Below are 15175 nucleotides of genomic sequence, written 5' to 3'. Positions count from 1 at the left end.
AAAAATTAACTAAAAAAATTTTTTACTGTTTTTTCAAAAAAAGCTTGCATTTTTTTCTTGCAGGTGATATCATACATTTTGTTCGCGGGTGTAGTTCAATGGTAGAACACCAGCCTTCCAAGCTGGATACGTGGGTTCGATTCCCATCACCCGCTTTTTTCATGCCCATTTTTCAGGAACTCTCTTCGGAGAGTTTTTTCTTTCTATAGGGCGAAGGTAAGCGTAAGCGGTTCCCGTTGCAACCTTTCGTAGGAGAATAATGGTTTTAAAAAACAGAGGACAGAATCCCCTTCCGGAATTCCATCCTCTGTTCTTTTATTTCTTGCTTCTGTTTTATTATGAAGATTGACTTTCTCTTTCTCCCACCCAAAGGAGGATAATGATTCAAAAAAACAGATTTGCAAATCCTGTCGATACCAGGAACAAGATCAGCATCACAACCGGAACCACATACCGGATCATAAAACTATACAAGCCTTCTCTCTTAAATGTTTCTCCATTTCGTTCCACTTCGGAAGTAATCCATTTCGGTCCCACAACCCAACCAATCAAAATACTGGTCAGAAGAGAGATGAACGGCATCAGGAAACTGTTACTGATGTAATCCATCACATCCAGCAACTGCGCCGTAGATCCGTTCGGCAGCGGAAATTCGAAATACAGGACATTGTATCCAAGACAGATCAATACCGCTGTCACCAAAGAATAAACTCCGATCATAAGACACATTTGTTTTCTGGTCTTATGGAACAGTTCCATACAGTTTGCCACCAGCGTCTCCATAACCGATACCGCCGAAGTCAGTGCCGCAAATCCCATCATCAGGAAAAATGCAATGGCTATGATCCTGCCAACTCCTCCCATCGCTTCAAAGACTTTTGGCAAAGAGATAAAAATCAGACTCGGTCCCGCTGCCATTCCCTCTTTTCCAAGGAACACAAACACAGACGGAATAATCAACATTCCCGCAAGGAACGCCACCCCTGTATCAAACAGTTCGATCTGATTGATGGACTGGTTCAAATGCACCTCATCTTTTACATAGGAACCATAAGTCACCATAATTCCCATCGATACGCTCAGAGAGAAAAATAACTGACTCATCGCATCCAGCAAAATCTCCAGAAACCTTTTCACCGTCAGCCCGGTAAAATCCGGTTTCAGATAGATTGATAATCCCTGCATTCCGGTTCTGACTGTCCCGTCTGCATCCTGATGGGACAAGGTCAGACCAAAGATCGCAATTCCCACGATCAGCAAAATCAGCCCCGGCATAATGATCTTGGAATATTTTTCAATTCCTTTTTCCACACCCCGATACACGATCCATGCAGTCAGTGCCAGAAATACCAGCATAAACACAATGGGTGAAACTTTTGACGAAATAAAGGAAGTAAAATATCCATCCCCGACCGCTTCTTTTCCGTCAGACGCCAGATAGACACAGAAATATTTTACGATCCACCCTCCGATCACCGAATAATACGTCATGATCAGTGTAGGAACCAGAAACGTTAGATACCCCAGAAACTTCCATTTTCTTTGAATTGTTCCAAATGCTTTCAGCGCATTTTGTTTTGTTTTTCTTCCGATTGCAATATCTGTAGTCAGCAATACAAATCCAAACGTGGCCACCAATATCAGATAAACCAGAAGAAACAATCCCCCTCCGTCCTTTGCACACAGATACGGAAAACGCCAGATATTCCCCACTCCTACAGCGCTTCCGGCTGCTGCCAGAACAAATCCGAGAGATCCGGTAAAACTACTACCTTTCTCTTTCATTGCAACATACCATCCTCTGTTTATTTTTTATCATTCCTATTCTATCATTCTGCCTTTCTTTTATCAATTGTTTCTCTTATGCTTCTCTTGATGTTCCTTGTGCACTATTCTTTCTTCGCAGTTTTCAGTCAGATTTCATTTTACAGGTGTCTTGACCACTATCTTCTCTGATGCTAAAATATCATATTGAAATACCAAACAGAAAGGATGAATTTCTATGACCACCTCAGAAAGACGTGCCAAAATCTTAAAAATCCTGCAAATGTCCTCACAGCCCGTAGCCGGCAAGGAATTTGCCGCAAAATTCGGGGTCAGTCGTCAGGTTATCGTACAGGATATGGCAGTCCTTCGCGCCTCCACTCCCGGAATTCTTTCCACGACCCGTGGCTATTCCCTGCAAAAAGAACTGCTCTGTACCAGAGAATTCAAGCTGTGGCATCCTCAGGAGGAAACCAGCCGGGAACTGAATCTGATCGTAGACTGTGGTGGTTCCGTCAAAAATACCAGCATCAGCCACAGAGTCTACGGACGTGTTACGGTAGACATGGATATTCACTCCCGCCAGGATGTAGCCGAATTTATCGATAATCTGAAAGACAGCCAGTCTTCCGTCTTAAGCAGTGCCACTTCCGGTTATCATTACCATCTGGTAGAGGCCGCTTCCGAGGAGCGTCTGGATCTGATCGAGCAACGGTTAAGAGAAGCCGGTTTCTTAGCTCCGTTAAAGCCCTGGGAGATGAATCATGAATAAATCCGAAGTTAAATATGCATTTTATGCATATTTTTCTTTTTTATGCATTATTTTTTGCGTTTTTTGCATAAAATAAAGTTTTTTATAATTTTATGTTGCATAATTATAAATTTAGGTGTATAGTATGACATAGCTTATGAAACAGCAACCCTAAAAAACAAATCACAATCCCTATTATATAGGAATAAAAACATTACATATCAGGAGGAAAATACTATGAGTAAAGAAAAAGTTGTATTAGCATATTCAGGCGGTCTTGACACCACAGCAATTATCCCGTGGCTGAAAGAGAATTTTGATTATGAAGTTATCTGTTGCTGCATCGACTGTGGACAGGGAGAAGAACTTGACGGACTGGAAGAACGTGCAAAACTTTCCGGTGCTTCCAAATTATATATCGAAAACATTATCGATGAATTCTGTGATGACTACATCATGCCTTGTGTAAAGGCCGGTGCAGTTTATGAAAACAAATACCTGCTTGGTACTTCCATGGCTCGTCCGGTTATCGCGAAGAAGCTGGTAGAGATTGCTCGTAAGGAAGGTGCTTCCGCAATCTGTCACGGTGCAACCGGAAAAGGAAATGACCAGATCCGTTTTGAGCTTGGTATCAAAGCATTGGCTCCGGATCTGAAGATCATCGCTCCATGGCGTATGACAGATGTATGGACTATGCAGTCCCGTGAAGATGAGATTGAATACTGCAAACAGCACGGAATTGATCTTCCGTTTGATGCAAAACACAGCTACAGCCGTGACCGTAACTTATGGCACATCAGCCACGAGGGACTGGAACTGGAAGATCCGGCAAATGAGCCAAACTATGACGATCTTCTTGTACTGGGTGTTTCTCCGGAAAAAGCTCCGGATGAAGGTGAATATGTAACTATGACATTTGAAGCCGGTGTACCGAAGAGCCTGAATGGAAAAGAAATGAAGGTTTCCGAGATCATTACAGAACTCAATGCTCTGGGCGGAAAACACGGAATCGGAATTGTTGATATCGTAGAGAACCGTGTGGTTGGTATGAAATCCCGTGGTGTTTATGAGACTCCTGGCGGAACTATCTTGATGGCAGCCCACGAACAGCTGGAAGAACTGGTATTAGACCGTGCAACTTATGAAGTAAAGAAAGATCTTGGAAATAAATTCGCACAGATCGTTTACGAAGGAAAATGGTTCACACCACTTCGTGAAGCAATCCAGGCATTTGTTGATGTAACACAGCAGTATGTAACCGGAGAAGTAAAATTCAAACTTTACAAAGGAAACATTATCAAAGCCGGTGAGACATCTCCATATTCACTGTACAGCGAATCTCTTGCAAGCTTCACAACTGGTGAACTTTATGATCACCACGATGCAGAAGGATTCATCAACCTGTTCGGACTTCCGTTAAAAGTTCGTGCTATGAAGATGCAGGAATTAGAAAAATAAGAAATAAATGACTGAATCTTTCAGAAATATTTCAGGGGCAGACCGGTGTAACCGATCCGCCCCTTTTTAACTTATAAGCGTTTCTTTTCCTGTTTATCGGGGAATCTAAAAAAAGTTCTTCCGCAAAAGGATTGCATAAGGGAACATCCACAGCCCCGGTACTTTCTTCGAGCAAGCCTTAAGCGCTGCTCGAAGAGTATCTCTATGGGGCGAAGGCAAGCGTAAGCGGTTCCCGTTGCAACCTTTGCAGTGAAATTTAGTCTACAGTACTTCTTCGATGATCCGCATGGCATTTCCCTGCCAGATCTTATCTAACTGTCGTTCCGTGATTCCTGCCTTTTTCATGGCGTTCCACAATTGTTCCATCTGAGAAATGTCCGTCAGATAATCTGTCAGCTCCGGTCCGGTAAATCCGTCAAAATCAGAACCCAGAGCCGGAAGATCTTCCCCTGCTGTCTCAATCATATATTTTGCATGTCTTGCCAGATCCTGAAGACTCACCTGGTCTGCCTGCTCCTTTAAAAAGACCGGATAGAAATTCAATCCTGCCACTCCGCCTTTTTCTGCCAGAGCTCTCAGCATCGCATCCGACAGATTCCTCGGATGCGGACATAACGCCCTCGCATTGGAATGGGATGCGATCACCGGTTTGTCACTGCACCTGATACAATCCCAGAATCCCCCGTCAGACAGATGAGACACATCAATCAACATGCCAAGTCGATTCATTTCCCCCACCGTTCTGATTCCAAATTCCGTCATCCCTTTTTCCATAACAGATGCATCCCGGCTGTTTGGCGCCCCCAGACAGTTTTCATAATTCCAGGTCAGCGTGATCAGACGGATTCCTTTTTCGTACAGAGTACGGATCCTTTCCGGCTTTCCGTTCAGAACGCCTCCCTCTTCCACCGTCAGGACTGCCGAAATCCGTCCTTCTCTCTGGTTTTCACGAATCTGTGATGCATTTTTTGCAATCCGGATATCCGGACATTTTCCACACTCTTCCTCCATCCGATCAATCATCCCCAGCACCTGTTGATAGGATTTCTCCCACATTTCTTCTCCCTCAGACTCCTTCGCATTTACATAGCATGCAAAGAATTGTGCCAGGCTGTTTCCCTGTCTTAAGCCCTTTATGTTTACACAGAGATCATTCTCTGTGAGGGAGGCCTTTTCTCCATTTTTATACAATGCACTCAGTGTATCACAATGCAGATCTATCAGATGTTGTTCCATATTCTTTACTCCTTCATTCTGTTATCTTTTAGAGCATTTGCATAATTTTCAAAATTTTCCATATTTTATTATAGATGCCCTGTTCCATATAGACTCATTATATCATGATTCGTACCTTTGGTGCTTGACGCTGCATACACCGCTATCATGATCGCCATTCGCCACTCGCGTTGAGTATGCTCTGGCTTACTCCCGCTCGTTAACGCTCATTATATCATATTTACAGGAGTTTTCTATGAAACCTAAAATCGGAATCGTTCTCTGCGAAAGAGAAAATCAGAAACAATCCGTCTCTGACGCTTACATTCAGGCAATCCACCGTTCCGGCGGTCTGCCTTTCATTCTTCCTCTGGTAAAATCTAGCAACTCGATCGCCGCCTACACCGCATTCTGCGATGGCTTTTTATTCTGCGGCGGTAATGATATCACTCCTCTGTTGTTCGGACAGGAGCCGCGAGAAGGGATCGGAAAGACGGATATCGCACTGGATCTGTTCCAGATTCGTCTCATGAAAAAGGTTCTGGAATCCGGCAAACCCGTTCTTGCCATCTGCCGTGGAATCCAGATCTTAAACGTGGCCTGCGGCGGGACGATCCAACAGGATCTGTTCCTGGATAATACCAGCTATTTTCAACATATGCAGCACTCTTCTCTGCGCTCAGAGATCAGCCACAAGATCACCTGCACCAAAGGAAGTATCCTGTATAAAATCACGGGGCCCTATCTTTTTGTCAACAGCTTTCACCATCAGATCCTAAAGGATCTGGGCGAAGGACTTGTCACCACCGCCGTAGCGTCCGACGGAGCCATTGAAGCCGTTGAACTGCCGATCGCTCCCTTTGTCATGGGACTGCAATGGCATCCGGAATGTATGTTTCGTTCTTCCTTCGAGATGCGCCATCTGTTCTCCATCTTCATCCAGAAAAGTAAAAAATCAGCGGAGTAACTTTCTTCGTTTCTCCGCTGATCATATGTTTCAAAGATTATGCATACTGCTCCAGGATTCCTTTCAGTGCACTGGCACTGCTGCTATGACATCGCTCGATCCTGGTGTGATTTCTCTCAGATTCTGCGACTGCACAATGTACCATCTTATGAGACGCCGTTGCTGTAAAAAGAATCATCAGATCCGGTTTCCCAATCTGCTCTTTCAGGTTTCCCTTCATTTTGGTAAAAACCTTTGCCTTACATTTATATTTTTTACAGATCTGTTTATACTGTGTCTCCATCCGTTCATGTCCGCCAATGATCACGATACTCATATCATCCTGCCTCCTTATATCTCAAAAGTTCGTCTAAACTAACAAGTTCGTTATAACTAACTTTAGCAGAATGCAGTCATTTTTTCAACCATCCAGATGATACTTTTTCTCAATATCAGACCTGTTTTCCATCTTTCTTTTCCAAATATCCCATGCACTTTTTACTCTGTGCTTTTTCTGATATGCTTTTATGATTTTATCACCCCAGAGCCACATCCAGGATCATCATAATCAGAAATCCCACAGCAAACCCTATGGTACCGATATTAGAATGCTCCCCTTCCGATGCTTCCGGAATCAGTTCTTCTACTACCACATACAACATGGCTCCCGCCGCAAAGGACAGGAAATAAGGAAGAAGCGGTCTGACAAATGCCGCCAGCAATATAGTAAGCGCAGCTCCGATCGGCTCTACCGCTCCGGACAGCATTCCCATCATAAAAGCTTTCTTCTTGCCCATTCCTTCCGCCGAGAGCGGCATGGAAATGATCGCCCCCTCCGGGAAATTCTGGATTGCAATTCCGATGGATAACGTAAAGGCTCCTGCCGCACTCAATGCGGCATTTTCTGAAAGTGCTCCTGCAAATGCCACCCCCACTGCCATTCCCTCCGGAATATTATGCAGTGTTACCGCCAGTAGAAGCATCGTTGTCTTACTCAGTGAACTTTTAATTCCTTCCGGACGGCTGTCATTCATATGCAGATGCGGAATCAACTGATCCAACAACAGCAGAAATCCAATGCCGAAAGCAAATCCTACTGCTGCCGGAATAAATGACAGCTTTCCCATGTCTGATACCATTTCCATGGACGGAATCAGCAACGACCATACCGATGCTGCCACCATCACGCCCGATGCAAATCCCAGCAACGCTTTCTGAATGCGTGGCCGTAACTCATTTTGCATAAACAACACACAGGCCGCTCCCAGCGTCGTTCCAAGAAACGGGATCAGAATTCCTATCGTTATATTCATAGAATTCCTTTCTCTGTCTTAATTCTCTCTGTCTTAATTCTCTCTGTCTCCATTTTCTGTTTCCGTAGTTTCAAACTTTCTCTTATATTTTTCTTTCCCTGTTCCAAAGCATGTGTCATATTTCTTCCATCTTCTCTGTCCCAAGGTTTCTTTTACGATTTCACTTCTCTTCAAAATATCTTTGCAACAAGTCCGTCTCATTTCCCATAATACAGTTCGGAAATTCCGGGTCTTCCAGGCACTCCCTGCAAGTTTCAAAGTTCATCCATTTCACTTCTTCTACCTCAGATTCTTGCAGGATAAATCTGTCGCTGACTCCCGTACGATCCAGCACATAGACTGCACTGGTCTCGTGATTGCGAAACGGCTTTCCATAGAATACCGTATCCACTTTGGATTCATTTTGCCCGATATAGAGCAATTCCTCAGGCGCAACCTTCACACCCAGTTCTTCTTCCAGTTCCCGGACAGCAGATTCCCGATAGCCCACTCCCGCCGGGATATGTCCGGCTGAAGAAATGTCATAACAGCCGGGAAATGCATCCTTTCCTTTTGCCCGCTTCTGGAGCAGAATCTCCGGTTCTCCCTTTTCATTCCTGCGAACCAGCCAGACATGGGAGGTTCTGTGAAGTCCGCCTTCCCGGTGGATTACTTCCCGCTCTCTTCGGATTCCGGTCACTTCGTTATTTTCATCCAGAAGATCTACCAGTTCCATCGAAGTTCCATTTAAAACCGCTTCTATCAATACATTATGCTCATATCTCAGTTTCAGTGAGAAAAACGGTGCTTCTTCCAGAAGCAGCCGGTGAAAGATCCGGTCACCTTCCCAGAGATTTAAGTTTGTAATCTCTGTTTTTTCCACCCATTCCAGCGTTCCTTCCTCACATTTGATCAAATCCCCTGTAAATCCATCGGCAGTGTAAAGGCAGATATATTCCGGCTCATATCCCACACTGAAAAAGCTTAAAATTCCCCGGAACCGAAAGCTTGTAAGAGTCAGTCCTGTCTCTTCTTTTACTTCCCGTTTCAGGCAGTCCTCCGGGCTTTCTCCTTCTTCGAACTTTCCGCCCACACCGATCCATTTGTCCTTGTTTACATCATTCTTTTTCACCACCCGGTGAAGCATCAGGTATTTTTCATTTTGTTCGATATAACATAAGGTACTGAATATCACGTTTTTCTACTCCTTTTATCATGTAACCGGCAACTGAAAATGGTCACCGATCCTTTTTGCTGTATACCTGGCAACCATAAAAAGTCACTCATCCTTTTTGTCGTGTGTCTGACCTCCCAGACGGGTCTTCTCCATCTGCTCTGCGATCTCCGGATCCAGATAATCAAAAAGATAATTTTTTCCGGACATTTCTTTTCCGAGATATTCCTGTCGGATCAGATTGCTGACCCGTTCTACTTCTTCTTTTAACTCTCTGGCTGACATCAGGAAACATCCCTGTCCGCGGATAATCACCTGCTCGGTTCCATCCGAAGTTGCCACCGTCACCTGATATTTTCTTCCCATTTCATGAGCCGTACGCTCGATGTACTGATCCGCTGTCTCTGCCTCTTTTGTGTATACAATATAGATATTGTGATACTTCAGGATTTCTTCCGCATGTCCTTCCAGACGGTAAGCATCGAATACCAGGATCAGCGTACTCTTCACAAATCCCTGATAATTGCTGAGCAGATCTGCCAGCTTGTCTCTGGCTGCATCAATATTGACTTTTGCCAGATCATTCAATTCTTCCCAGGCAAAGATAATATTATACCCGTCCACCAGAAGATATTCTTTCTCTAATTTCTTTTTCTGTCCCCGATATACCGGCGTGTATTCCTCCCGTCGGATCCTGGATTTGCCATAGGAAAATCTCCGTTGCTTTTCCCATTTCCGGTAAGACTGCTCCATCATTTTCTGCAGTTCTTTTTCCTCTTCCTGAGAAAGCACCATGCGAACCCGCTCTTTTCTTGCACGTAAGATAGCCGCTTCTTTTTCCAGATCTTCCATTTTTTCTTCCGGACTTTTCAGCAATTCTTTCGTCTCCAGGTGCATATGCTCTTCCACCTGATCCCACGGAACCACAAAACCCGCTCCATGCGCACAGAATACAGAGCCGGTAGGATTCGCAAGATCTCTCTCCGAATCATAGCCGATAGCTTCCAGCACTTCTTCTGTATTATGGCAGGGTTCATAGCCTTTAAAAATACAGGACAGATACCCTCTTCCCTTTGTATAGGCCGTCACTTCTACCTGATAATCCCGCATCGTAGAGACCGGTACACTTCCGGTCAGAATCGCTCTGTCTTCCGTCATCTCCGGTAGATTTACCTGTCCTTTCATCCGCTGAATATCAGACATGGCACGGCCTGTCATATCCGCCGGTATTTCCAGACGATAACTGTAATAGGGTTCCAGAAGAACAGAGTTTGCCTTTTTCAGTCCCTGGCGTACTGCCCGGTAGGTCGCCTGACGGAAATCTCCGCCCTCTGTATGTTTCAGATGTGCTCTTCCTGCGATCAGCGTGATCCGCATATCCGTGATCGGCGAACCGGTCAGAACCCCCTTATGTTCTTTTTCTTCCAAATGGGTCAGAATCAGTCTCTGCCAATTCCGATCCAGAAGATCTTCCTTGCACTGACTGAAAAACTGCAGACCACTTCCTGTTTCTCCCGGTTCCAGCAGAAGATGTACCTCCGCATAATGTCTCAGCGGTTCAAAATGTCCCACTCCTTCCACCGGTTCCTGAATGGTTTCTTTATAAAGAATGGAGCCGTGATCCAATTCCACCCGATAATGATAGCGTTCCCAGATCATACTTTTCAACACATCTATCTGCACTTCTCCCATCAACTGCACATAGATTTCCTGATGGGATTCTTCCCACAATACATGAAGCAGCGGTTCCTCTTCTTCCAACTGCCGAATCTGCGGAAGCACCACTCTTGCATCTGCATCTTCCGGAAGCAAGAGCCGATAACGAAGTACCGGTTCCAGAACCGGATCTTCTGCCTCAGGCTCCGCCCCAAGACCTTCTCCCGGCCAGGTTTTTGTAAGCCCCGTCACACTGCAGATCTCTCCGGCTGAGATCGTCTGCTTTGCTTCATATTTCGCCCCGGAGTACACCCGGATCTGATTCACTTTTTCTTCCCAGTCTTCCCCTTCTGTTGTCATTCCCTTCAGAAGATCTTTCACCTTCAGGCTTCCACCGGTTATTTTCATATGTGTCAGACGTGTGCCCTGTTCATCTCTGGAAATCTTGTACACTTTTGCAGCAAATTCTTCCGGATACACCGGTTTTGCCAAAAATGTATTGAGACCCTCCAGAAATGCATCGATTCCTTCCACCTTTAATGCAGACCCAAAATAACAGGGAAACAGCTTCCGTTCGCAGATCATTTGCCGGATCTGACTTACTTCCACCTGTCCCTCTTCCAGATAATATTCCAGAAGTTTCTCGTCACAGGTTGCAATTTCTTCAAAAAAATCCTCATTTTCTTCCACGGTAAAATCCACGCACTGGCTGCTGAGCCGTTCTTTCAGTTCCCCGAGAAGCTTTGCTGAGTCTGTCCCCTCCTGATCCATTTTATTCACAAAAAGGAAGGTTGGCACCTGATATCGTTTTAAAAGCTTCCACAGCGTTTCTGTATGACCCTGAACACCGTCCGCCCCATTGATCAGAAGAACGGCATAATCCAACACCTGAAGTGTCCGCTCCATTTCCGCTGAAAAGTCCACATGCCCCGGTGTATCCAAAAGGGTAATGTCCCAGTCTTTCAGATGTAGCGATGCCTGTTTGGAAAAAATCGTAATTCCTCTGGCCCGCTCCAGATCGTAGGTATCTAAAAATGCATCCTGATTATCTACCCTGCCCAAAGACCTGATCTCTCCTGTTTTATAAAGCAGACTTTCTGCAAGCGTGGTCTTACCGGCATCTACATGTGCCAGAAGCGCCGCGCAGATCTGTGGTTTCTTATTTTCTGCCGACATCTTTTATGTCAAACTCCCTTCTTTGTCATTTCCTTATGCTGTCCTTGCCTTCTAAAATCTCACCTCGTAAAATCTTATCCGGTATATCGTATATCCTTTGTCTCCTTTACCTCTCAGCGATCTATAAAGCTTACATGCCCTCCAGATCTTCCAGACTCTCCTCCAGTTCCGGCGCATCCAATGCTTCCTGAGGAATCTCAATCTTATCCAGGCTGTCATAGGATGTAATCTTCAACTCATAGCTTAACTTATCCAGGCTGACTGAGACTCCGTCCTGATCTGCCAGACTCATTCCATCGCCGTCCATCGTCATGGAAATCAGCGCCGGCAGTTTACTGTCTTTGTAAATTTTTACCGTCATATCTGCGGTCATTCCGGAAAAATCAATGTTCTGCGTGTAGGTTTCCTCCATCACACCGGACATAGCCCCTAACAACTCATTGAATGTCTCTCCGTCGATGGTCGTCTGGATCACATAGACTTCTTTTCCATCCAGTTTTTCTGTCTTGTCTGCCAAAGTCAGCTCAGAGCCGCTGGATAAAATCTTTTCCAGATCCAGCATAGTTCCCATGTCCAGCCCGGACACATCGGTGGTCTGCTTCTGCCATTCATCCGCTACTTTCACATAAGTCGTATTGGAATCCTTCTCCGTCTGGGTATAAGCTTCCAGGTCTAAAGACATGTTTAACAGATCCATCGTCATTGTTCCATTGACATGGCTGACCTGTGGATCTTTTGTCACTTGCAGATCCGCATCCAGACCGATTCCCATAGACATGGACATTCCGCTCTGTCCGAGTCCCATTTCCATATCCATGGTCATATTTCCTTCCATGGACTTTGCTGTTTCTGTCTTTTTAACAGCTTCCTGCATCAGGCTTTCTGCTGTTTCCTTTTTGCAACCGCTTAACCCGAACATCATAAGTCCTGCCAATACAAGTAACGCTGTGACTCTTTTCCATCTTTTCATCCTTCGTTCCTCCCTCACTTTTGTTCTTTTTTCCGGTGCCCGTTTGCCCATCATCCGATGTTCAGGGCATCCCCACGCCCATGATACCTGTAGATTATTTCGTACTTCACACTCTTCGGCATCTTTTATATTCAGTATAGCATGGAACCGGAAAAATAGGTAGAAAAACAGCGTAAACAGATTTCTCTGTCTACGCTGTTTTCAAAGCTTTATCTTTCGTCTTCTCTCAGACTATTTTGCCACGATATTGATAATTCTTCCCGGAACATAAATCTCTTTGATGATATTTCCGCTCAGTTTATTGCCCAGTGCCTCTTTACCTGCTGCAATTGCGCTGTCTTTGTCTGCATCTGCTGCAATAGAAATGACCGCTTTCGTCTTTCCGTTGATCTGCACTGCAATCTCGACTTCGTCTTCTTTCATGGCTTCCTCATCGTAGGTTGGCCATCCTGCACGGAATACAGTCTCTGTATGACCCAACTGCTCCCACATTTCTTCTGCAAAATGCGGTGCAAATGGAGAAATCAGAACTGCCATCGTTTCCAGAGTCTCTTTATCTACTCCGCCACCATTCTTCTTTGCCAGATCAATCAGCTTGTTATTGTGCTCCATAAATGCGGAGATTACGGTATTCAGGCTGAAGTTCTCCAGACGTGTTGTTACATCATATACCAGTTTATGACGTTCTTTGACCATTGCATCCGTTGCTTCTACATTGGCTGCCAGGCTGTCCTGAAGCAGATTCCACAGACGTTTCAGGAAACGATTCACTCCGTCAATTCCACGATCATCCCACTCTGCATCCAGCTCCGGTGGTCCTACGAAAAGTTCATACATTCTCAGGGAATCGCATCCGTAGTCACGTACCAGATCATCCGGGGAAACTACATTTCCTTTGGATTTACTCATCTTAATTCCGTTCTTGCCTGTGATCATTCCCTGGTTGAACAGTTTCTGGAATGGTTCATCAAAGTCGATGACTCCGATATCGCACAGAAATTTTGTATAGAATCTGGAATACAGCAGATGAAGAACTGCATGCTCTACTCCGCCGATATACATATCTACCGGAAGCATAGCATCTGCTTTTTCTCTGGATACCAGTTCTTTATCATTATGATTATCCACATAGCGCAGGAAGTACCAAGAAGATCCTGCCCACTGCGGCATAGTGTTTGTCTCACGTTTTGCATCTGCGCCACATACAGGACACTTGCAGTTTACCCATTCGTCGATGGCTGCCAACGGAGATTCTCCGGTTCCTGTCGGCTCATAGGATTCTACATCCGGCAGGCGAAGCGGAAGTTCTTCTTCCGGTACCGGCACATTTCCGCATTTCGGACAATGTACAATCGGAATCGGTTCTCCCCAGTAACGCTGACGAGAGAATACCCAGTCACGCAATTTGTAATTTACAGTTGCTTTTCCGATTCCACGCTCTTCGATGATATGCGGTGCCTCTTTTTTCAGAACTGCGGATTCCATACCATCCCACTCGCCGGAATTGATCATGGTTCCGGAAGCCTCTGTATAAGCTTCTGTCATATTTTCAATGGCTTTTCCGTCTTTTGCGATTACCTGAATAATCGGAATGTCAAATTTCTTTGCGAATTCAAAGTCACGGTCATCATGAGCCGGTACACACATGATCGCACCGGTACCGTAATCAGCCAGTACATAGTCAGACAGCCAGATCGGTACTTTTGCTCCGTTGATCGGATTGATTGCATAACTTCCGGTAAATACACCGGTCTTCTCTTTATCCTGCAGACGGTCTACGTTGGATTTCATGGAAGAATCATAGATGTATTTCTCTACGACTTCTTTGCGTTCTTCTGTGGCAAGAGATGCTGCCAGGGCATGTTCCGGTGCCAGTACCATAAAGGTTGCTCCGTAAAGGGTATCCGGTCTGGTGGTATAGACTGTAATCTCATCTTCACGTCCGTCTACTTTGAAGTTTACTTCTGCTCCGTAAGATTTACCGATCCAGTCTGTCTGCATCTTCTTTACTTTTTCCGGCCAGTCCAGTTTGTCCAGGTCATTCAGTAATCTTTCTGCATAAGCGGTGATCTTCAGCATCCACTGACGAAGATTTTTCTTGGTTACTTCTGCTCCGCAGCGTTCGCATTTACCGTTGACTACTTCTTCGTTTGCCAGACCTGTCTTACAGGACGGACACCAGTTGATCGGGAATTCCTTTTCATAAGCCAGACCTTCTTTGAACATCTTTACGAAGATCCACTGTGTCCATTTGTAGAATTCAGGATCTGTGGTATTCACTTCCATATCCCAGTCATAAAGAGCTGCGATCTCATTGATCTGTCTCTTAATATTTGCCACATTGTTGGCAGTAGATTTTGCCGGATGTACTCCCATCTTGATTGCATAGTTCTCTGCCGGAAGTCCGAACGCATCCCAGCCCATCGGATGAACGATATAATATCCCTGCTGAAGCTTGTATCTGCTCCATACATCGGAGATAACATATCCTCTCCAGTGTCCTACATGAAGACCATTTCCTGACGGATACGGGAACATATCCAGACAATAATATTTCTTCTTCGGATTGCCCTGTTCATCCACTTTCGGATTCACCGGGTTCTCTTCCCACTTTTCTCTCCATTTGTTCTCGATTGCCTTATGGTTGTAAACAATCTTTGCTGCCATTTTTATATCCTCCTTTTTGCCTGATGGCATACATTGAACCTGCCACCGGCAGCTTCTCTTGCATACTTTGGTATATAGAAAGCCTTCTCATCTCATAAGAGACGAA

At 45.0% G+C, this 15175-nt stretch carries 11 protein-coding genes, 1 tRNA gene and 1 other annotated feature (1 of these 13 running past the window's edge); of the genes, 4 read left to right on the top strand and 8 right to left on the bottom strand.

The window, feature by feature from the left end; translation table 11 throughout:
• Positions 1–84: 84 nt before the first annotated feature.
• Positions 85–155 (top strand) — tRNA-Gly (locus KGMB01110_RS13110).
• Positions 156–384: 229 nt separating this feature from the next.
• Here KGMB01110_RS13110 and KGMB01110_RS13105 read toward each other — a convergent pair.
• Positions 385–1785: a sodium-dependent transporter gene (locus tag KGMB01110_RS13105; protein ID WP_119298788.1), complete on the bottom strand. Its 1401-nt coding sequence runs from the start codon at positions 1783–1785 to the stop codon at positions 385–387.
• Between the two features lie 217 nt (positions 1786–2002).
• On the opposite strand from KGMB01110_RS13105, the gene KGMB01110_RS13100 reads away from it, so the two are divergent.
• Together KGMB01110_RS13100 and KGMB01110_RS13095 are read left to right on the top strand one after the other, a co-directional pair.
• Positions 2003–2536, top strand: a complete 534-nt coding sequence (locus tag KGMB01110_RS13100; protein WP_117603731.1) for a transcription repressor NadR — start codon at positions 2003–2005, stop codon at positions 2534–2536.
• 216 nt (positions 2537–2752) lie between these two features.
• Positions 2753–3973 (top strand): argininosuccinate synthase, encoded by a 1221-nt coding sequence (locus tag KGMB01110_RS13095; protein WP_117603732.1) that lies wholly within the window; start codon positions 2753–2755, stop codon positions 3971–3973.
• Positions 3974–4234: 261 nt separating this feature from the next.
• Here KGMB01110_RS13095 and KGMB01110_RS13090 read toward each other — a convergent pair whose 3' ends face one another.
• Complete coding sequence (locus KGMB01110_RS13090) at positions 4235–5209, bottom strand: dipeptidase (protein WP_119298786.1); 975 nt, start codon at positions 5207–5209, stop codon at positions 4235–4237.
• 235 nt (positions 5210–5444) lie between these two features.
• On the opposite strand from KGMB01110_RS13090, the gene KGMB01110_RS13085 reads away from it, so the two are divergent.
• On the top strand, positions 5445–6155 hold the full coding sequence (locus KGMB01110_RS13085) for a gamma-glutamyl-gamma-aminobutyrate hydrolase family protein (protein ID WP_117603734.1): 711 nt from the start codon (positions 5445–5447) through the stop codon (positions 6153–6155).
• A 37-nt stretch (positions 6156–6192) separates the two neighbouring features.
• Here the strand turns inward: KGMB01110_RS13085 and KGMB01110_RS13080 are convergent, their stop codons facing one another.
• The 6 genes from KGMB01110_RS13080 to leuS form a co-directional block, all read right to left on the bottom strand.
• Complete coding sequence (locus KGMB01110_RS13080) at positions 6193–6471, bottom strand: DUF2325 domain-containing protein (protein WP_117603735.1); 279 nt, start codon at positions 6469–6471, stop codon at positions 6193–6195.
• Positions 6472–6670: 199 nt separating this feature from the next.
• Positions 6671–7447, bottom strand: a complete 777-nt coding sequence (locus KGMB01110_RS13075; RefSeq protein WP_117603736.1) for a ZIP family metal transporter — start codon at positions 7445–7447, stop codon at positions 6671–6673.
• 160 nt (positions 7448–7607) lie between these two features.
• Positions 7608–8621: an NUDIX domain-containing protein gene (locus KGMB01110_RS13070; RefSeq protein ID WP_243112836.1), complete on the bottom strand. Its 1014-nt coding sequence runs from the start codon at positions 8619–8621 to the stop codon at positions 7608–7610.
• Positions 8622–8705: 84 nt separating this feature from the next.
• Entirely contained in the window at positions 8706–11432 is a 2727-nt protein-coding gene (locus KGMB01110_RS13065; protein ID WP_119298784.1) for a translation factor GTPase family protein, read from the bottom strand.
• A 130-nt stretch (positions 11433–11562) separates the two neighbouring features.
• Entirely contained in the window at positions 11563–12402 is an 840-nt protein-coding gene (locus KGMB01110_RS13060; protein WP_158555718.1) for a DUF6612 family protein, read from the bottom strand.
• A gap of 231 nt (positions 12403–12633) precedes the next feature.
• Entirely contained in the window at positions 12634–15069 is a 2436-nt protein-coding gene (gene leuS, locus KGMB01110_RS13055) for a leucine--tRNA ligase (protein ID WP_119298782.1), read from the bottom strand.
• Between the two features lie 94 nt (positions 15070–15163).
• Positions 15164–15175, bottom strand: a binding site (T-box leader); it runs 258 nt beyond the window's last position.

Origin of the sequence: Mediterraneibacter butyricigenes (assembly GCF_003574295.1) — a bacterium.
GTDB lineage: Bacteria > Bacillota > Clostridia > Lachnospirales > Lachnospiraceae > Mediterraneibacter_A > Mediterraneibacter_A butyricigenes.
This window is presented reverse-complemented; position numbering and strand designations above follow the sequence as displayed.

Coding starts and splice junctions, on each gene's coding strand:
- leuS (WP_119298782.1), bottom strand. CDS start 15,069: ATGGCAGCAAAGATTGTTTACAACCATAAGGCAATCGAGAACAAATGG.
- KGMB01110_RS13090 (WP_119298786.1), bottom strand. CDS start 5,209: ATGGAACAACATCTGATAGATCTGCATTGTGATACACTGAGTGCATTG.
- KGMB01110_RS13060 (WP_158555718.1), bottom strand. CDS start 12,402: ATGAAAAGATGGAAAAGAGTCACAGCGTTACTTGTATTGGCAGGACTT.
- KGMB01110_RS13095 (WP_117603732.1), top strand. CDS start 2,753: ATGAGTAAAGAAAAAGTTGTATTAGCATATTCAGGCGGTCTTGACACC.
- KGMB01110_RS13085 (WP_117603734.1), top strand. CDS start 5,445: ATGAAACCTAAAATCGGAATCGTTCTCTGCGAAAGAGAAAATCAGAAA.
- KGMB01110_RS13080 (WP_117603735.1), bottom strand. CDS start 6,471: ATGAGTATCGTGATCATTGGCGGACATGAACGGATGGAGACACAGTAT.
- KGMB01110_RS13075 (WP_117603736.1), bottom strand. CDS start 7,447: ATGAATATAACGATAGGAATTCTGATCCCGTTTCTTGGAACGACGCTG.
- KGMB01110_RS13105 (WP_119298788.1), bottom strand. CDS start 1,785: ATGAAAGAGAAAGGTAGTAGTTTTACCGGATCTCTCGGATTTGTTCTG.
- KGMB01110_RS13100 (WP_117603731.1), top strand. CDS start 2,003: ATGACCACCTCAGAAAGACGTGCCAAAATCTTAAAAATCCTGCAAATG.
- KGMB01110_RS13065 (WP_119298784.1), bottom strand. CDS start 11,432: ATGTCGGCAGAAAATAAGAAACCACAGATCTGCGCGGCGCTTCTGGCA.